This is a genomic window from Haladaptatus sp. W1 (assembly GCF_001723155.1).
Classification (GTDB): Archaea; Halobacteriota; Halobacteria; order Halobacteriales; family Haladaptataceae; genus Haladaptatus; species Haladaptatus paucihalophilus.
This window is the reverse complement of record NZ_MEIH01000315.1, coordinates 1-17,961: the sequence shown is the minus strand read 5'-3', so window position 1 is coordinate 17,961 and position 17,961 is coordinate 1. Positions and strand designations below refer to the sequence as shown.

At 64.5% G+C, this 17,961-nt stretch carries 22 protein-coding genes and 2 pseudogenes; 12 read left to right on the top strand and 12 right to left on the bottom strand.

The genetic code is table 11. The features are described 5' to 3' along the window. Positions 1-219, bottom strand: a 219-nt coding sequence (locus BG842_RS16675; RefSeq protein ID WP_175424191.1) for a glutaredoxin domain-containing protein, incomplete at its 3' end; no start/stop codon positions are given. 113 nt (positions 220-332) lie between these two features. Between BG842_RS16675 and BG842_RS16670 the strand changes: the two are divergent. From BG842_RS16670 to BG842_RS16660, 3 genes and pseudogenes are all read left to right on the top strand, one after another. Beyond that, positions 333-616, top strand: a pseudogene (locus BG842_RS16670) (DUF357 domain-containing protein). A gap of 61 nt (positions 617-677) precedes the next feature. Continuing rightward, positions 678-953, top strand: a complete 276-nt coding sequence (locus BG842_RS16665; RefSeq protein ID WP_007977355.1) for a winged helix-turn-helix domain-containing protein — start codon at positions 678-680, stop codon at positions 951-953. A gap of 58 nt (positions 954-1,011) precedes the next feature. Next, positions 1,012-1,317 (top strand): hypothetical protein, encoded by a 306-nt coding sequence (locus BG842_RS16660; RefSeq protein WP_007977357.1) that lies wholly within the window; start codon positions 1,012-1,014, stop codon positions 1,315-1,317. 80 nt (positions 1,318-1,397) lie between these two features. Here BG842_RS16660 and BG842_RS31865 read toward each other — a convergent pair whose 3' ends face one another. The 4 genes and pseudogenes from BG842_RS31865 to BG842_RS16645 form a co-directional block, all read right to left on the bottom strand. Next, positions 1,398-1,823, bottom strand: a complete 426-nt coding sequence (locus tag BG842_RS31865) for a hypothetical protein (RefSeq protein ID WP_254663257.1) — start codon at positions 1,821-1,823, stop codon at positions 1,398-1,400. A gap of 82 nt (positions 1,824-1,905) precedes the next feature. Next, positions 1,906-3,386: pseudogene (gene ilvB, locus BG842_RS16655) on the bottom strand (biosynthetic-type acetolactate synthase large subunit); the annotation flags it as partial. Positions 3,387-3,787: 401 nt separating this feature from the next. Further along, entirely contained in the window at positions 3,788-4,978 is a 1,191-nt protein-coding gene (locus tag BG842_RS16650) for a LeuA family protein (RefSeq protein ID WP_175424192.1), read from the bottom strand. 226 nt (positions 4,979-5,204) lie between these two features. After that, complete coding sequence (locus BG842_RS16645; RefSeq protein WP_069451642.1) at positions 5,205-5,831, bottom strand: heme-binding protein; 627 nt, start codon at positions 5,829-5,831, stop codon at positions 5,205-5,207. A gap of 144 nt (positions 5,832-5,975) precedes the next feature. Here BG842_RS16645 and BG842_RS16640 point away from each other — a divergent pair, with 144 nt between their 5' ends. Both BG842_RS16640 and BG842_RS27845 read left to right on the top strand, forming a co-directional pair. Beyond that, a complete protein-coding gene (locus BG842_RS16640) occupies positions 5,976-6,668 on the top strand; it encodes an SDR family NAD(P)-dependent oxidoreductase (RefSeq protein ID WP_069451641.1) in 693 nt (230 codons plus the stop codon). Between the two features lie 216 nt (positions 6,669-6,884). Continuing rightward, the gene (locus tag BG842_RS27845; protein WP_083252597.1) at positions 6,885-7,127 is read left to right on the top strand and encodes a hypothetical protein; all 243 of its coding nucleotides are present in this window, start codon (positions 6,885-6,887) and stop codon (positions 7,125-7,127) included. A gap of 18 nt (positions 7,128-7,145) precedes the next feature. On the opposite strand, the gene BG842_RS31855 is transcribed toward BG842_RS27845, so the two are convergent. Beyond that, on the bottom strand, positions 7,146-7,397 hold the full coding sequence (locus BG842_RS31855; RefSeq protein WP_254663255.1) for a hypothetical protein: 252 nt from the start codon (positions 7,395-7,397) through the stop codon (positions 7,146-7,148). Here BG842_RS31855 and BG842_RS31850 point away from each other — a divergent pair. Then, on the top strand, positions 7,391-7,690 hold the full coding sequence (locus tag BG842_RS31850) for a hypothetical protein (RefSeq protein WP_254663254.1): 300 nt from the start codon (positions 7,391-7,393) through the stop codon (positions 7,688-7,690). The two genes, BG842_RS31855 and BG842_RS31850, sit on opposite strands and share 7 nt — an antisense overlap. Before the next feature lie 4 nt (positions 7,691-7,694). Here BG842_RS31850 and BG842_RS16625 read toward each other — a convergent pair whose 3' ends face one another. After that, positions 7,695-7,997, bottom strand: coding sequence for a HalOD1 output domain-containing protein (locus BG842_RS16625; RefSeq protein ID WP_069451639.1), 303 nt, complete (start codon positions 7,995-7,997; stop codon positions 7,695-7,697). A gap of 174 nt (positions 7,998-8,171) precedes the next feature. Between BG842_RS16625 and BG842_RS30035 the strand changes: the two genes are divergently transcribed. After that, positions 8,172-8,327 carry a hypothetical protein gene (locus BG842_RS30035; protein WP_175424190.1) on the top strand — a complete coding sequence of 52 codons (156 nt, stop codon included), beginning with the start codon at positions 8,172-8,174 and terminating at the stop codon, positions 8,325-8,327. Positions 8,328-8,359: 32 nt separating this feature from the next. Here BG842_RS30035 and BG842_RS16620 read toward each other — a convergent pair whose 3' ends face one another. Both BG842_RS16620 and BG842_RS16615 read right to left on the bottom strand, forming a co-directional pair. After that, positions 8,360-9,250 (bottom strand): sulfurtransferase, encoded by an 891-nt coding sequence (locus tag BG842_RS16620; RefSeq protein ID WP_069451638.1) that lies wholly within the window; start codon positions 9,248-9,250, stop codon positions 8,360-8,362. 79 nt (positions 9,251-9,329) lie between these two features. Continuing rightward, positions 9,330-10,043, bottom strand: a complete 714-nt coding sequence (locus tag BG842_RS16615; protein ID WP_069451637.1) for a hypothetical protein — start codon at positions 10,041-10,043, stop codon at positions 9,330-9,332. 60 nt (positions 10,044-10,103) lie between these two features. Here BG842_RS16615 and BG842_RS16610 point away from each other — a divergent pair, with 60 nt between their 5' ends. From BG842_RS16610 to BG842_RS16600, 3 genes are read left to right on the top strand one after another with little or no spacing between them, the layout of a single operon-like run. Next, a complete protein-coding gene (locus BG842_RS16610; RefSeq protein ID WP_083252596.1) occupies positions 10,104-11,291 on the top strand; it encodes an ABC transporter substrate-binding protein in 1,188 nt (395 codons plus the stop codon). A 14-nt stretch (positions 11,292-11,305) separates the two neighbouring features. Continuing rightward, positions 11,306-12,376: an iron ABC transporter permease gene (locus BG842_RS16605; protein WP_069451636.1), complete on the top strand. Its 1,071-nt coding sequence runs from the start codon at positions 11,306-11,308 to the stop codon at positions 12,374-12,376. Continuing rightward, a complete protein-coding gene (locus BG842_RS16600; RefSeq protein WP_069451644.1) occupies positions 12,373-13,134 on the top strand; it encodes an ABC transporter ATP-binding protein in 762 nt (253 codons plus the stop codon). The genes BG842_RS16605 and BG842_RS16600 overlap by 4 nt, the downstream gene beginning before the upstream one ends. Before the next feature lie 32 nt (positions 13,135-13,166). Here BG842_RS16600 and BG842_RS16595 read toward each other — a convergent pair whose 3' ends face one another. From BG842_RS16595 to BG842_RS16585, 3 genes are all read right to left on the bottom strand, one after another. After that, a complete protein-coding gene (locus tag BG842_RS16595) occupies positions 13,167-13,703 on the bottom strand; it encodes a 20S proteasome subunit A/B (RefSeq protein WP_069451635.1) in 537 nt (178 codons plus the stop codon). A 51-nt stretch (positions 13,704-13,754) separates the two neighbouring features. Next, on the bottom strand, positions 13,755-14,993 hold the full coding sequence (locus BG842_RS16590; protein ID WP_254663253.1) for an MFS transporter: 1,239 nt from the start codon (positions 14,991-14,993) through the stop codon (positions 13,755-13,757). A 110-nt stretch (positions 14,994-15,103) separates the two neighbouring features. Beyond that, positions 15,104-15,766 (bottom strand): helix-turn-helix domain-containing protein, encoded by a 663-nt coding sequence (locus BG842_RS16585; RefSeq protein ID WP_069451633.1) that lies wholly within the window; start codon positions 15,764-15,766, stop codon positions 15,104-15,106. Positions 15,767-15,856: 90 nt separating this feature from the next. Here BG842_RS16585 and BG842_RS16580 point away from each other — a divergent pair, with 90 nt between their 5' ends. Continuing rightward, on the top strand, positions 15,857-17,209 hold the full coding sequence (locus BG842_RS16580; RefSeq protein WP_069451632.1) for a cytochrome P450: 1,353 nt from the start codon (positions 15,857-15,859) through the stop codon (positions 17,207-17,209). An 85-nt stretch (positions 17,210-17,294) separates the two neighbouring features. After that, positions 17,295-17,961, top strand: a 667-nt coding sequence (locus tag BG842_RS16575) for a M48 family metalloprotease (RefSeq protein WP_254663252.1), incomplete at its 3' end; no start/stop codon positions are given.

The following is a 17,961-nucleotide window of genomic DNA, read 5'->3' as shown; positions in this document are numbered from 1 at the left end:
GGTTTCGTCCCAGCCGCCTATGAGCTCGTCGTCGATGAACACTTCCGGGGCGGTTTTCCGCCCGTCGGCGCGTTCGACCATCTCCTCGAACAGCTCCTCGTCGCGGGTTACGTTGTACGTCTCGTACTCGACTCCTTTTCCGTCGAGGAGTTCTTTGGCCTTATCGCAATAGGAACAGTTCTCCTTGATGTACATCTCGACACGAGGCTCTTCGTTCATGGTGCAATATCACTCGTCGTCGTGTATTTACCTTGCGCTGTCTCCCGTCGTTTCCGGTTTCACCGTCGGACTCGCTCGAAGCTCTTACCTTCGCGCTCCGCCACGATTCGGCTATGCCCGCAGAGTTAGTCGAGAAGACGAACCGCTACGAACGCCTGCTGTCGGAGGCGCTCGACGCCGCCGAAATCGCCGCGCCGACGGACACCCCGATGGGCGAAGCGGCGGTGGACTGCCGGGAGATGGCCCGGTCGTATTTGGAGGACGGGCGGCACTTCAAGGACGAGGGCGATTTCGTCAACGCGCTGGCGTCGTTTTCCTACGGCCACGCGTGGCTCGACGCAGGGGCGCGCATCGGCGTCTTCGACGTTCCCGAGAGGGACATCTGTTCACGGTGTAGGCCGCATACTGAATCAGTAGGGCGATGCGCTTACGTGGGCAGAGTGTTTCGGTTGGGGGTGATGGAGGGCGTCCTCTGGTACGTGCTCACCGGTACCCGTGGCGGAGCCAACCGCGTTCGGTTGGTCCGGGCCGTCGACGAGCGACCACGGAACGCCAACCAACTCGCGGAGGACTTGGACCTCGATTACAAGACGGTTCGTCACCATCTGGACGTCCTCATGGACAACGGAATCGTCGAGAACAGCGGCGACGAGTACGGTGCGGTGTACCTGTTGACTGACCGAGTGCGACAGCACTGGGAGACGGTCGAGGAGATAATCGGGAAGGTGGAATGAGTATGGCCGAATCTGGGAAAGCATATATGCGAACACGATTACAAAGGAGGGACGACGGATGGGAATCTGGATAGACGTCGCGCGGGTTTCCACGGCGCTCAACGTGGTGTTACTTCTCGGCTTGAGCTACGTGTGGCTCGACAACTACCGTCAGTTTCAGTCGAAACACACGCTCGGTCTGTCGGTGTTCTCCGTCCTGCTCCTCGCACAAAACGCGCTGGCGTTCTACATCTACTCGTGGGATAACTTGTTGTCCGTTTGGTTCGCAACCAAGGTTCCCGCCCCCGCGTGGAAAGCGATGCTCGCGCTTCACGTCCTCGAATTTCTCGCGCTGGTGTTCCTCGCGTGGGTCACGTGGGACTGACCTCCTCTTCTCGACCGTTCCTCTCGGACTAGATGACCATTTATGCGTGTTTAGCCACCTCATAGCAGGAGTCCGGAGACCTACGAAACGTCCGTGACACCTCGAACGCGACGCCCGGTGGACGGTAAATCGGCGTTCTGGTGCATCCCTCGAATTCGAGACCCGCGCCAGTCGGCGGAGAGTTCACCGACGTGCGTTTGAAACCTATTTGGTGGATTCCGGTCGCATTGTGAAATCGATGCGGTGTTCGACAGGGGTAATTCACACGCCGTCGGCCTTCTCGACTCGCTGTCGAGCGAGTTTGACGACGCCCCGATAGAGGTCCCGGTGGACCGCCTCGTCGAATCCGAGGAGGTCCCGGACCACAAGCCGGTCGAGTTCGAGTCGGTCGGAACGACGCGCTCGAACGATACCGATTCCGGGTCGGAGGTTCCCAGTTCGTCGAAGATGGACGCGATGGGACGGGCACCAAGTTGCTCGAACCGCGTCTCGATATCGGCTTTCAACTGGTCATCGACGGCATTCGGCCGCGGAATCGGTGTCCTTCTGTGGTCATCGGTCGCGATGTCCAGCGCGCCCTGCCCTGACGACGGTGATGTCGAGGTTCTCCCGAACCGCCACGGAGAGTTCTTGCATCGTCATCTGGAAGGAACCGTCGCCGTCGATGCAGACGACCTGCTGGTCGTCGTCGGCCGCGAACCGAGCGCCGATTGCGGCGGGTAGACCGTAGCCCATCGTTCCCAGACCGTGACTGGACACCCACGTTCGCGGACTGCGGTACGTCCAGAACTGCGCGGCCCACATCTGGTGCTGGCCGACGCCGGTCGTGACGATGGCGTCGTCGTCCGTCGCCTCGTCCAGCGCCTCGACCACAAACTGCGGTTTCAGCGGTTCGTCTTCGGGCGTGTCGTAGGTCAGGGGGAACTCTTCCTTCCACGACGAGCACTGCTCGCGCCACGCGCCCCAGTCGTTCGTATCCTTGGGCGACACTTCCGCATCGACCTGTTCGACGACCGTCCCCGCGTCGCCGATGAGCGGATAGTCCGCGTGGACGTTCTTCGAAATCTCGGCCGGGTCGATGTCGATGTGAACGACCTCCGCCTCGGGCGCGAAGGTGTCCACGCCGCCGGTCAGTCGGTCGTCGAACCGACAGCCGACGGCTATCAGCACGTCACAGTGCGTGACGGCCATGTTTGCGTAGCCGGTGCCGTGCATGCCCGCCCACGACAGACAGAGGTCGTGGTCCTCGGGCATCGATCCGATGGCGGGCATGGTCGTCACGACGGGAATGCCGTGCTCGGTGGCGAACTGCCGCGCCTCCTCGCACGCATCGCCCTTGACCACGCCGCCGCCGAACAGGAGCAACGGTTTCTCCGCGCCCTCGACGGCTCGCGCCGCGGCGACGACGGCATCGGACTCCGCTTCCGTTTGCGGCGAGTAGGTGTCCGGCGTTTCCGTGCGGCCGGGGTCGGCGTCGGTCTCGGCGAGCGTCGCGTCCTTCGGCAGGTCCACGAGCGTCGGCCCGGGGCGGCCCGTCTCGGCGAGCGCGAACGCCTCGCCGACCATATCCCCAACCGTGTCCGCGTCGCCCGCGAAGTAGTTGTGCTTCGTGATGGGGCCGTGACGCCCGTCGTGTCCGTCTCCTGGAAGGCGTCGGAGCCGACCATGCCGGAGGGAACCTGTCCCGTCAGGGCGACCATGGCGTCGGAGTCCATGTTGGCGTCGGCGATGCCCGTGACGAGGTTCGTCGCCCCCGGCCCGGACGTCGCCAGACAGATGCCCGGTTCGCCCTTGACGACGCCGTACGCATCCGCCGCGTGGGACGCGCCCTGTTCGTGGGCCATCGTCACGTGGTGGATGTCCGAGTCGAACAGCGCGTCGTAGACGGGCATGATGGCCCCGCCCTGCACGCCGAACATGGCTTCGACACCGGCGGCCTCCAGCGTCGAGACGAGCGACTGTGCGCCCGTTGTGGGCTCGTCCGCGGTCGGCTCGGTCGTCGCGTTCGGTTCGTTCGGTTCGTTCGAATCGGTCGTCGTCGATTCGGTCGGTTCCTCCGTGGGTTCCGTGGCGTTCGCTTCCCCTCGTCCGCGTCGTGGGAAACGGGGGGACCGTGCGTTCGCTCACGAATCCGTCACCTCGGTTCGGTCGGTGTTCGTCGGTCGATACTGGTCTGATTGCGGTCGTGTGCCTGTCATCGATATGCGCGTATGCGTCGTGCTGTTGGGTTGCGATTCGTTCCGGTTCGGTGGTGAGAAGAGGTGAGGGGTAGCTAGACCCCTACAATAATGCGTACGCGCTCCACGGCCGCAACGCTCGACGCTTGCGAACCGCGGGTCGAACGTCGTCGTGGCATCTGTGTTAACACCATTCGAGGTGCAACAGAAATAGCCCTTACGTGCCGGGCAATTCTTGCGCGGTCGGGGTGGCCGCGGCTCACGGTGGGTGGGAAAGCGGCGGAAGGCCATGGTTACGCGTTCGCCTCCTCGCTAGAATCGACGCCCAGTTCGCGGGCGAATCGTTGTACGTCGCTCACCGTCACGCGGTTTTTCTCCGCGCCGCGGTCTTTGACCCGGCGCGTAATCTGTCGGACCTCGGCGTCGGTCGGGGCGAACCCGGACTGACGGAGGTGTTTCCGTACCGCGTGGGTCCCGGTGTGTTTGCCGAGGACGAACTCGCGTCGCGCCCCGACCATCTCCGGTTTCATCACGCCCGTCTCGAACGTGTCGCTGTTCTCGATGACGCCCGCGGCGTGAATGCCGCTCTCGTGGGCGAACGCGTTCGCGCCCACGACCGGTTTGTTCACCGGAACGTCCACCGCGCTGTACTCCGCTATCATGTCCGACAGCTCGGTGATGCGTTCCGTGTCGATTCCGGTATCGACGCCGTAGACGCTCTCGACGGCCATGACGACCTCCTCGAACGCCGCGTTTCCGGCGCGTTCGCCGATGCCGTTGACGCTGACCTGCACTTGGTCCGCGCCCGCCTCGACTCCGGCGATGGCGTTCGCGGTCGCCATGCCGAAGTCGTCGTGCGTGTGCACGTCGATGCGAGCGTCGGTGTGCTCTCGGACGTGGGACACCAAGTCGGCGAACCGACTCGGCGTTCCGACGCCGCAGGTGTCGGGGATGTTTATCCACTCGGCACCCGCCTCGCTGACGGCCTTGACGATTTCGGCCATGTAGTCGGGGTCCGTTCGCGTCGCGTCCATGGGCGAGAACATCGGAATCGCGCCCGCGTCGGCGACCCGTTCGACCGCTTTCACGGCACGGGCGGTCACGTCGTCGCGCGTCGTGTGCATCGAATCCTCTATCTGCACGTCGCTGGTCGATGCGAAGACGTGCACCATCTCCGCGCCGGTGTCCAGCGCGGTTTCCACGTCGCCGTCGACGATTCGTGCCAAGGCACAGGTCGTCGCGCGGGTGGACGCCGCGATGTCGCGGACGGCCTCGAACTCGGCGTCGCCGTTCGCCGGGAAGCCCGCCTCGATGACGTGGGTCCCCATCTCGTCCAGCGTCGCCGCGATGTCGCGTTTCTCGTCCGGCGTAAACGAGGTGCGCGGCGTCTGCTCCCCGTCGCGGAGCGTCGTGTCGAAAATTCGAACTGATTCAATCTCGTCGGTGTGGGCTAACGTGCCCTCGAAGAACTCGACCCCCCCTATTAGGGGTCATGTCGTTGTGTGACATTGTATTCGGTTGAAGTGGCGACCTCCTATTTAAGCGTGGTGCTTAGACAGGTCGTTTCAAACAAACTGAATATCGGAAACCGGGAACGGTTCGCCATAATCGCATGCCATCAACGGGGTGGTATGACCTTAAATACACTAAATTGGATAGGAGGTGATTTAATTCGGACAGGAGAGTTAGTTCGGCCGCTGCGCTTCGCCGCTACTCCAGTTCCACCGCGATTTCGTTCCGGCGCATGAACGGCGGCGTCCACGGGTCGTCGTAGCGCAGGAGGAACGGGTCTCCCGTCGGCGTCAGGTCGTGCGCCGAGAGCGTGTCGAACAGCCGTCGTCGGTTATCCGCGACCCGCTCGTCCGTCGCGTACCACGAAAACGGGCGGACGGCGAGGGTTCGGGCTTCGATGGATTCGATGGTTACGGCTTCGTCTTCCGGTTCCGGCGCGCCCTCGGCGGTGTACTCGCCGGGAAGGAAGAACGCCATCTCCATCCTCCCGTCTGACGACTCGGACGCGACGGGTGCGGTCATGGCTATCTTCTCCCGTCCGGTCGAAACCGGCGCGGTCATCTCGATCTCGTCCCGCGAACGGTTGTTGCCCTGAATGTAGCGGAACAGCCGTTGGAAGGCTTCCCCCTGACTGTCCGCGGTCGTTTTGGCGACCACCGTATCGGGATACCGTCGAATTTCCACGCCATCGACGTGGAGTGCGGTCGTGTACGGCACTCGGTCGGTCGTCCGCCGGGTGTAGGCACCCCACCCGACCCACGCCGCACCGAGTGCGGCGGCGGTCCCGAGGGCGAGCGCGGCGGATTTCGTGATGTTTCGTGCCATCGTATCGCATACGACAGCGACCGGCAAGTAGCTACTCCCCCCGTCGTTCGGATTCGACGGGCAGAGTCGAAGGATGGGGCGGTCGGCGGGGTCAGTCGCGCATCCCGGCACAACACGAATGGCGATGGGCGGCGTGGCGGTCGTATGAACATCGACCTGTACGACTCGCTGGACGGGCAGGTCGCGCTCGTCACGGGCGCGAACCGCGGCATCGGCGAAGCCATCGCGGCGCGTCTCACCGAACTCGGCGCGACGGTGTACGCCGGGGCGCGCGACCCGGACGCCGTGACGGCACCCGACCAGCGGGCGGTCCGTCTCGACGTGACCGAGGAGGCGACGATTCGGGATGCCGTCGGGACGATTGCGGACGAAGCGGGGCGACTCGACGTGCTGGTCAACAACGCCGCGACGTACGGCCCGACGGGAAAACTGGACTCGCTCGACAGCGAGACTATCGAGACGACGCTTCGGACGAACCTTCACGGACCGATGCTCGTCACGAAACACGCGCTGTCGCTGCTGACCGACCGCGATGGCGCTCGCGTCGTCACCCTTTCGAGCGGGTCCGGACAGTTCGACGGCGGCATCGACACCGGTCACCTCCCCTACGGCGTCTCGAAGGCGGGCGTCAACGCGTTCACCGACGCGCTTTCGACGCAGTACCCGAACCTCCTCGTCAACGCCGTCTGTCCCGGATGGGTGCGGACTGATATGGGTGGGTCCGGCGCGCCTCGGAGCGTCGAGAAAGGGGCCGAAACGCCGGTGTGGTTGGCGCGCTTCGAACCCGGAAACCCCAGCGGGAAACTGTGGCGGGACCGGAGCGTCATCGAGTGGTAGTACGTCATCGAGTGGTTGTTGCGGTCGGTCGAGCGCGAGTGCTAGACAATCTCTCGGTTGCACAACGATTATTATATTCGCCAAAATACGTGATGATACACCCGGACCGAATCCGAGTGATCATCATGACCATTGCCACCCAATCGCGCCCGATGCGCTCCGTTCTCTTCGAGAGCGGGGTGTCCGCGGTTGGGATTTCCGCGTGGAAGGGCCGGTATGGCTCTCCCAAAGGGAATCGTTCCCGCGGACGCGACGGGTGGTATGGTGTCACCGATGGTCACCTTCGGTCCACACCCACGCTCGTCGCGTAAGGCGGACGCCGCTGCCAGCGACGGCGGGTGCTTTCTTCGATTTTACCGAATCGAGAGAGACCCCGTTCCGCGTGGGTTCGGGCCGCTATCGGCTCGGTTCTCCCTCGTTTTCGTCCCGGCATCGGCGTTCGTTTTCGTGACGGCGTAGTATCGGGTGTCGAACAACTCACGGGCGTCGTGGCCGGAACGGGCACGCGTCCGCGAGCGTCCACGCCGTGGTTCGTCCTCGGACGAATCCCGTGAGAGGCGTCGCTGTCGAACGGTTCGAGTCGCTGTCGGCCGCACCGTCGCGCCTCGTCCCATATCGTCCCCGTTCCACCGCTCCCGTCGGGTAGTGGTCTACCCCACGCCGCGGCCCATCGGTTTCGATGAGTCGCGGATGACGACGCGTTCGAATCGCGCGGGAGCAGTATGCCACAGGCACTCCATGCAGTGACGGTCACTGCCGAAGTCACGGTTTTGGTCCCGCGAGGAACAGACGGCACCCTCACGATGGCGGCACGGGACGCGCTCGCGGCGATCGACCGGGTTCGGGACGTTCACGACGTCGCACACGCCGGATTCCGCCCCCGAGCCACGGACATCGAAGTCGATGTCGTCGCGGAACTGACGGTCGGCGAGGCGCGCGACCGTGAGGCCGTCGCGGGCGCTCTCCGGGACGGGTTCGGCGTTCGAGCGGTCACCGTGACCGCGGTCGAAAAGGGACGGTAGACGGTCAGTGGAGTTCGGCGACGCCGTAACCGCGGACGACGACGGTGTAGCCGCCGTACTCGAACTCGACGCTCGTCGCGGTCGATGGGCGACCGTCGTAGGTGGGTTCGAAGAAATCGTCCAGCGCGTCGGGGTCGATACACTCGTAGAGGGGAACGATGTCCGTCAGACTCACGTCGTCCTGTTCTGAGATGGCGCGGATGACCGTCTCACTCACCCGCTCTCCCTCTCGGACGGTGAACTCTCGCGGCGGTTCGTTCGTTGGTACCGTCGGTTGTGGGGGAGTCAGTTGGTTTCCCGGAGACATAGTTCGGCTACTGTTTGGTGGCAACGACGGCATATAAAAACCTCACGAAATGAATTGGGGAAGGATATATAAACTATATATTCTCGGAGTTGGCGTGACAGGATTGTTTCCCGATAGCTCAGAAAACCCACTATTTTGCATAGATATATACCGTATAGAATCGCCAAGATTAGTATGGAATCGGGATTAACCGACGAAGATTTCAGACAAATCAAACGATTCGCACAGACACCGCGCCACGAGCGAACGCCCGACCTCCTCTGTGACGTCGAGTCGCGGGAGTCGGAAGCCGAAACGGAAGACGGACGGGACCAGAAGCGAGAAGCGTAACGGAACGGAAACTCTCTGATCGAAACGGAGACCTATCCTTTGCTCGCCCGACTCGCCGGGTCGTCGGTCTCGGCTTCGATGGGTGCTCGAATGAGGTTACCCCACTCGGTCCACGACCCGTCGTAGTTGCGCACGTCCTCGAAGCCCAGCAGTTCGTGGAGCGTAAACCACGTTATCGAGGAGCGCTCGCCGATACGACAGTAAGTGACGACGCCGCTGTCGCCCGTGATGTCGTACCCTTCGTACATCGCTTCGAGCTCCTCGCGGTCCTTGAACGTCCCGTCGTCGTTCAGGTTCTCGCTCCACGTGATGTTCGTCGCGCCGGGGATGTGGCCCGCCCGCTGGGCGGTTTCAGGGCTCCCCTCCGGGGCGATTTTCTCGCCGCGATATTCGGCTTCCGACCGGACGTCGACGAGCGGCAGGTCGAGTTCTATCGCGTCCTCGACCCCTTCGCGGTAGATTCGAAGGTGGTCGAACGGGCCACCGGCCTCGTAGTCCGTCTCGGGGTACGTCGGTTCCTCGTCGGTCGTCGGATAGTCGTTTTCGAGCCAGTACTCCCGACCGCCGTCGAGCAGGTACACGTCGTCGTGGCCGTAGTATTTGAACTGCCAGTACGTGTAGGCCGCCCACTGGTTCGATTCGTCGCCGTAGAGGACGACCGTGCTGTCGTCGGCGATGCCGCGTTCGCCCATCATCTCGGCGAAATCGTCCTTCTTCAGGATGTCGCGCTGGAACGAATCCTGTAGGTGCGGACCCCACCGGAACCCGATAGCGCCGGGGATGTGCGTCTCGGCGTAGGATTCGTCGTAGTCGATGTCCGCCTCCACGAGACGGTAGTCCGGGTCGTCGCTCCCGAACTCGTCGAGGTGCTCTTCGACCCACTCGGCCGTGACGAGAACGTCGTCCCGCGCAGTCTCTGACATACGTCCGGACCGTCTCCTTATTTCCACTTAGGAATGACGGGCACGTTATCGCGCGATGGTACGTTCGACGCGTGGGCGGCTAGCCGATGACGTTCCGCGGTATCCACGTTCCGCGGTCGGTCCGCTCCATCGGGAGCACGGGGTCGCCGCCGCGGAGTTGCGGCCGAATCCAGTCGTGCGTTTCCACGGTTCCGTCCCGGACTTCCGTCCCGTCGTCCGCGACGGGCGTGATTCCCACGTCCCGAATCGCGTCCACCGCGACCGTTCCTTCGAACTCCCGGATGCCCTCGAACGCGATGAACCGGCCGGTGTCGCCGCCCCACGTCAGTCCGACCGCGGCGAGCGCGCCGATAACGCCGTCGCCGGTGCCGCCGTACTCGTCGAGAAAGAGTCCGACCTCCTCGACCAGCGCGTACGCGTCGGCTTTCTCCAGCACGTCGTTCTGCGCCGATTCGCCGAACCGACAAACCGCATCGGTGACGTCCGCTCGGAACGCCACGCACAGTCCAGGGTCGGCGTTCGGAGCCTGCACGGTTTCGAGGTAGTCACCGGCGAGCGCCGCCACGGGCTCGACCGATTGTTCGGCGGAACAGTCGAAGACGAGGCACGCCGCGCTGTTGTGGGTCGTGTACGGGACGCGCGGGTCCACCAGCAGTTGTTGTCGAACGCTCCCGTACAGTTCGATGCCGTCGATTTCGTCGGCCAGTCGGGTCGCCAATCGCCGACTGACTTTTCCGGTGCCGAGTTCGCTGTCGAGGTCGTCGGTGTCGTCGATGGCGACCAGCAGTTGCATGGTCGTCCATCACACCCGGGTTCCTAACGATTATGGGTTCGCGGTGAGTTCGTTGTACCGATGGAGAAACAACGGTCGCGACGGCGGTTTTTGCGGCGGACGCTCCCCGGCACGCTCGGCGTGTCGCTGCTCGCGGGCTGTTCCGGGTCGAAGGGAACGGACACGACGACACCGACCGACACGGATAGCTCGAAAGGAACGACCACGACGAGCGACTCCGGGTCGGAAGATGCAGGCGGCGGCACGCGGACCGTGACGGACGCCGCCGGACGGGACGTGACCGTTCCGGCGAGCGTCGAGCGCGTCGTTGGGTTGGGGCCGGGTGCGCTCCGGTTCATCACGTATCTGGGCGCGACGGACCGCGTGGTCGGCGTCGAGCGACTGGAGACGAAGAACGAAAAGCGTCCGTTCAGGCCGTACGTTCTCGCCCGTCCCGAACTCCAGGAGCTCCCGTCCGTCGGGTCCCGGAAGAGTCCCGACCCGGAGTTGCTCCTCGAACGCGACCCGGACCTCGTTGTTCGGGCCTACGCGAGCGCAAAAAAGGCCGACGGCCTGCAGAACAAACTCGACACGCCGGTCGTCAGCATCAATCCGGGCGATTTGAACGACGCCCTCCGCCCCGACTTCTACGACTCGCTCCGACTCGTCGGCGAGGTGCTGAACGAGAAGAAACGCGCGGACGAACTCGTCTCGTACACGAAAGAGACGATTTCGGACCTGAACGGGCGGACGGCGGGCGTTTCGAACCCGCCGAAAACCTACGTCGGCTATCTCGGCCGCGGAAAACACGGCTTGCTGTACACGCAACCGGAGTACCCGCCGTTTTCCTTCGTCGGGACGAACAACGTCGCGCGCGACGTGACGGACGGGCTGAAGAAAAAGAAGGGTGCACCGCGCGTCACCATCGACGCGGAACAACTCATCAAGTGGGACCCCGAGTACGTCTTCGTGGATTTGGGGACCGAATCCTACGACGACCTCTCGAAATCGGAGTACGGATCCATCGCTGCCGTCGATGAGGGCAACGTGTTTGGCGTCTTCCCGACGCGCGATTACTCCATCAACTTCGGGACGGCGCTGGCTGACGCCTACGCCGTCGGGACGGCATGTTTCCCCGACCAGTTCGGCGACGTCGACCCGGCGAAGAAGGCGGACGCCATCTACGAGCGGTTCGTCGGCAAGTCGGTGTACGACGAAGCGGCGGCGGCGTACGGCGACGGATTCGGTCGGATGAACGGCGGACAGTGAGGAACCGATACGAGATGGAAGAATCGGTCGAACCGGCGGTCCTCTCCCGGTACCGCAAACGGACGCGGAGAAAGCTCGCGTTCATCGTCGGCCTCGGCGTCGCGCTCGTCGTCGTGGCCGGGTACGCGCTCGTCTCCGGCCCGATTTCGGTGCCGCTCGCGGAACTGCCGTCGATACTCCTCGGGCGGTCGTCGGGCGTCCACGCGACCGTCATCTGGAACATCCGACTGCCGCGAATCGTCGCCGCGGTCGGCGCGGGCCTCGGCCTCGCCATCGCGGGTGTGGTCCTCCAGAGCGTGCTCCGGAATCCGCTGGCCTCGCCGTACACCCTCGGCATCTCGCAGGCGGCGTCGTTCGGCGCGGCGTTCGCCATCATCGTCCTCGGAACCGGAGCGGTGCGGGACAGCGGGACCACGGTGCTCCTGCACAATCCCTATACGACGACGGTCTGTGCGTTCCTCGCTTCGCTCGGGTCCACGGGGTTCGTCCTCGCCGTGGCGAAGTACAAGCGGGCGTCCGCCGAAACCCTGCTCCTGACCGGCATCGCGCTCGCGTCGCTGTTCACGGCCGGAACGACCGCGATGCAGTATTTCGCCACGAACGTCCAACTCGCCACGCTCGTCTTCTGGAAGTTCGGCGACGTGGGAAGCGCGACGTGGCAATCGAACGGCTTCCTCTGGCTTTGCGTCGTCCTCGCCACGCTCTACTTCGTGCGGAACGCGTGGGAGTACAATCTGCTCGACGCGGGCGACGAAACCGCTCGAAGCCTCGGCGTCAACGTCGAACGGACGCGCCTGTCCGGGATGGTGGTCGCGTCGTTCCTGACGGCCGTCGTCGTCTCGCTGTTCGGCATCATCGGCTTCGTCGGTCTCGTCGTACCGCACATCGTCCGGCGACTCGTCGGCGGCGACGAGCGATTTCTGATTCCCGCGTCCTGTCTCGGCGGGGGTGCCCTCCTCCTCGCGTCCGATACGGCGGCCCGGACGCTCCTCTCGCCCATCGTCCTGCCCGTCGGCATCATCACGTCTTTCATCGGCGTCCCGCTCTTCGTCTACCTCATCGTCAACGGGAGGGACCAATGGTGAGCATCGAACTTGACGGACTGGCGGTCGGGTACGACGGGACGCCCGTCCTCGAAGACGTGACGCTCGGCGTCGAACCGGGCGAGGTGCTCGCCGTTCTCGGCCCGAACGGGGTCGGCAAGAGCACGCTTCTCAGGACGATTCTCGGCCTGCAGTCGCCGATTCGCGGGAGCGTCGCGCTCGACGGCGACTCCCTTTCCGACCTCTCCCGCGACGAAATCGCGCGGCGCGTCGGCTACGTGCCACAGCAGGAATCCACGACCGTCCCGTCCACCGTGTTCGACGCGGTGTTGATGGGGAGAAAGCCGTATCTCGATTGGCGGCCGACGGAGGAAGACAAGCGGCGCGTCGCGGCGGTGCTCGACTCGCTCGACATCACCGAGTTGGCGATGCGAAACCTCCACGAACTCAGCGGCGGGCAGCGCCAGAAGGTCATGCTCGGTCGCGCGCTGGCACAGGAACCGTCGTCGCTCGTCCTCGACGAACCGACGAGCGACCTGGACATCCGCCACGAACTCGACGTGCTCGAACTCGTCCGGCGGGTGAGTCGGGAGGGCAACGCCGTCGTCTACGCCATGCACGACATCAACCTCGCCGCGCGGTACGCGGACCGATTCCTGTTGGTGGCCGACGGCGGGGTGGTCGCTCTCGGCGATGGGTCCGTGCTGACACCGGAGAACATCGAACGCGTGTTCGACGTTCCGGTTCGACTGGTCGAGGACGAAATCCCAATACTCGTTCCCGAACGCGGCCGGGACTGACTCTTTTTCGCCGATTGTCCGACTTCCCGCGCTCAGGCCGTCCTCTCGAACCGGAGGACGTCGATGTCACTTCCGGTGTCGGGGTCGCGCTCGGCGACGACCGAAAGCGTCTCCCGAGCGAGGGTTTCGGTGTCGTCAAGGCTCGCCTCCGCGTCGGCGTCTTCGAGGCGGCCGTAGGCGACGGACGCGCCGCTCCCGAGCGCGGTGGCGTCGGACGCCAACACGAGGCCGTCGCTCCCGATTTCGCGGAGGGCCGCGTTGCCGTCGGCGTCGTTCCCCGCGACCAGTCCATCGACGCCGATTTCGCCCGCAAGGTCGGCCGCCGTTCGTGCGATTCGGTCGATGTGAACGGGTTCGTCGCGTTCGAGGCGGTCCCCCCGAAGCTCGGAGTCGAAGCGTCGGTCGAACTCCTCGATGGCTCCGACATCCCCCACGACCGCGGCGGCGGCGTCGTCGTAGTCGAACACCCGTCGAACAGCGTCGGAGCGAACCGTGCCGCCGACGGTCGCTCGCCGGTCGCCCGCGAGAACGGCCCCGTCGTCGCATCGGATTCCAAGTACGGTTGCCATGGGGGAGCAACGCGACGGATCGAAAAGAGGGTTGTCGCCGTCCGGCCTGACTTACGCTCGGACGGCCGAGTGGCGACGGGTCCGGTAGACGCTCATCGACGCGATGGAGAGCGAGATGACCAGCGCGACGATGGCGCTGATGACAAACAAGGGGTAGTAGCCCGTCACCTCGGCCAATCCGGCGAACAGCACCGGCCCGGCGGCGCGACCGAGGAACGTCGTGCTGTTGCGCAGGCTCAAGGCCCCGCCGCGAAGTCCGGTCGACACGAGGTCGCTGATGGCGGCATCGACGGCGGGCATTGAGAGGCCGAGGCCAGCGCCCAATACGAGCATCGTCGCCGCGATGAAGACGGGCGAGGGGGCCAGCCACGCGCCGAACAGTCCGACCGCGTAGCAGGCGAATCCGGCGGCGATGAGGCCGTAGTTCGAGGTGTACTGGGCGAACCAGCCGTTCTTCGCGGAGACGACCACCGAGGAGATTTCGGTGACGGACAACACGAGTCCGATGGCGAACGCCGACATGCCGAAATCGCCCGCGAGGAGGAACGGCAGAATCGTGAGCACCGTTCCGAACAGCAGGAGTTCGGTCATGCACGCCGCGCCGTAGCAGACGAGCGCGTCGGGGCCGCTCAGGACGCTCGCGGCGCGGCGGAGGTACGCGAAACCCTTCGAATCGCGTTCGTGGTCCGGCTCTTCGAGGTGTCGAACCGCGTAGAGCGCGAGCGGCAGGCCGAGCAGGTAGGCGACGTACGGCACGTTCCACGAGACGGTGGCGAGCGCCCCGCCGACGATGGGGAAGAGTCCGGCCCCCGCGGAGAGGACCGCGTTGTTCATCCCGAGGACGGTGTTCCGTTGGGTGCCCTCGAACGAATCCCCGATGAGCGTGACGGTGGTGATGAAGATGCCCGCCGCGGCGGTGCCGCCGATGGTCCTGAGCACCAGCACGGCCTCGTAACTCGGCGCGACGGCGATGGCGCCGCCCGAGAGGCTGAAGGCGACGAGGCCCCAAATGAGGACGGCCCGCCGTCCGATTCGGTCGGCGAGCATGCCGATGAACGGCGACAGGAAGATACCCGTCAGGAAGTACGTGCTGATGAGCAGGCTCGCTTGCGCGTCGGTGATGCCGAAGGCGTCGCGGAACGCGGGGAGCGTCGGGCTGATGAGCGGCACGCCGAGCGGCGCGAGGAGCGTGGCCGCGAGCACGATTTGCACCGTCGGCAGTTGCCACGGCGACGTCGTTCTCTCGTTCTCCTCCCGATTCCCCGGTGTGGATGGCTGTGACGATGGCATGGTCCCCTACCCCGTGGTGCGTGCTACCACACTATCTGAGACGCCGCGGAGGAAGTTAGCCACATCCCTTCCTTCCTGTGGTCTGTCGTGTCTCGTCCGTGTCCCGGCCGTCAATCGACGTAGGTGCTGACCAACTTCGCTTCGATTCGCTGGAGGCGTTCGCTGACGGTGCCGGTCGTGAGGCCGAGTTCGTCCGCGAGTTCCCGATGGGTCGTCTCTCGCGGCACCTCGTAGTAGCCTTCCCGGACGGCGAGGTCGAACAACGTCTCCTGTCGCTCCGTGAGGATGGACGACAGTTTTCCCGTGTCGGGTTCGTACTCGCCCATCCGTTCGAGTCGGAGGGAGATTCCCGAGGGAATCTCCGCGGCCGCGTGGCGAATCGCCTCGCTGGTCCCTAGAACCGTGAGTTGAAGGCCGCGCTCGCTGTCCGTGTCGATGTACCGCATCGGCCAGTCGAGGACGATCTGCTGCTCGCGCAGGATGGTCAGGAGGTCGTCCACCAACCCGGTGGTTTGACAGTGGAGGTAGAGGACGCCACGGTCGCCCTCGCCCACGATATCGTATTCGACCGTTTCCGGCGAGTCGGCCAACAGCGCGCGCGCCACGTCGAGGTCGCCGTGCAGTTCGACGAACTCGACGTACCGGCCTTCGTACACCGGGCCGACGTACTGAATCGTTTCGATAGCCACGTCGTTCGTTCCCATCAGGAGGTCGTCGACGGGGTGGACGCTCACGTCCTCCCCCCACGTCAGGACGATGGTCGCGTACCGCATGTCGAGGTCGTAGTGCCCGACGGTATTTAAACACCCCTAGGATGATGGGAAACAGACATAGACGGCCGGGACGACAACTATCGGGTAAGGATGAGTAGCGACACACCCCCCGCAACCGGAGAGACGCCGCCCGGACCGGACGGACTGCCGATAGTCGGAACCCGACTCGAATTTATCCGCGACCCGTTCGGCTTCATGACCAGAACCGCCAGCGAGTACGGCGACATCGCTCACTGGGAGGAACTCGACGGGCCGATGTATCAGCTCAACCACCCGGACTACATCGAGCAGGTTCTCGTCCAGAACAACCAGAACTACATCAAGGGCGAGGGCTTCCAACACATCCTGGGTCCCGTTCTCGGAAACGGTATCCTGAACAGCGAGGGTGCGGTGTGGCGGCGGAACCGCCACCTCATCCAGCCCGCGTTCCACCCCAAGGAGATACAGCGGTACTCGGAGATGATGACGGATTTCACCGAGGAGGCGCTCGAAACGTGGGAGGACGGTGAGACCCGACTCGTCCACGAGGACATGATGGAAGTGACGCTGAAAATCGTCGCTCGGGCGCTGTTCGGCGTCGATATCGACGACGAGGTGGACACCATCGGGTCGGCGCTGGAGGAGTTCATGCTCGGCACCGAAAACCTCGCCAACTTCATTCTGCCGCCGAAGATTCCCACGCCGTCGCGGATGCGCATCAAGGACGCGCGGGAGAAACTCGATGGCGTCGTCTACCGGATGATTCGGGAGCGGCGCACCGACCCGGACGGCGAGGGCGTCATCTCGACGCTCCTCTCGGCCACCGACGAGCACGGAAACCCCATGAGCGACGAGCAGATTCGGGACGAGGTTGTCACGCTCCTCCTCGCCGGGCACGAGACGACGGCGCTCTCGCTGACGCTCACGATGTACGCCCTCGCCCAGTACCCCGAAGTGGAAACAAAACTCGTCGCCGAACTGGACGAGGTGCTCGACGGCGAGACGCCGACGATGGAGGACGTCTCCGAGCTAACCTACACCGAACAGGTGGTCAAAGAATCCATGCGCCTGTACCCACCGGTGCCGGGCATCGTCCGCGAAGCGACCAAACCCGACATCATCGGCGGCTACGAGATTCCGGCGGGCGCGACGGTGCAGATGAACCAGTGGGTGGTCCACCGCGACCCGCGCTGGTACGACGACCCGCTTGCCTTCCGCCCGGAGCGCTGGACCGACGAGTTCGAGAAGTCGCTCCCGAAACTCGCGTACTTCCCGTTCGCCGCGGGACCGCGGCGCTGTATCGGCGACCGCTTCGCCATGCTCGAAGCGCGCCTCCTGCTCGCCACCATCTACCAGCAGTTCCACATCGAACTCGCGCCCGAGGCCGAACTGGACCTGATGGCGACCATCACCGCCCGCCCGAAGAAGGAGATTCCGATGACGGTCCACCGCCGCTCGGACTGAGGACGGGGGTCGAGCGGGACGGACCTTCCCGATAGTTCAGCGAAATTGGAAAACGTACATGACCGTTCGCGTCGATTTTATTGCCATGACGTGGAAACCGGACAGGGGATTGCAGGTTCGGATGGTCGCCACGATGGGACTCATCGTCTGCTTCGCGGTCGCCATCCCGGTCACGGTCTGGTTCATCGCCACGCAAACCGCTCGGTTCGTCGCGCTGTTCACGGGGACGACGATGACCGTCGTTCTCGTCATGGGCGGGTTGGCAGGCGGATTGAGCGCGCTCGGATTCTACTGCATCGAGCGCTACGCGAACAGCGACCTGACGGACTACTCGGACGACGAGGACGCCGACCCGGTAGTCGCGGACGTTCCGGCGAACGTCGAGTCGCGCGCGACCAAAATCGCCAGCCAGCTGTCGGTGCCGCGCCCGGACATCGAGTGCCGAAGCTCGAACGTCCCGACGGCCTACACGACAGGCTATTCGCCCGAGAGCGCGACCATCGTCGTGACCACGGCGCTGCTCGATACGCTCTCGCCCGACGAACTCGAAGCCGTCTTGGCACACGAGTTCGCCCACGTCCGCCACCGGGATTTCCTCGTCGTCACCCTCGCGTCGGTTCCCTTGCGAATCGCCTTACGGGTGCGCCGATACGCCGACAGACACTGGGCGCTGGACGCGGAGCGGGGTGCCCACCCGCTCGTCGGGCTGTTTTTCGCCGCCTCGTTCGCGCTCTCGGCCGCGTTCAGTTTCG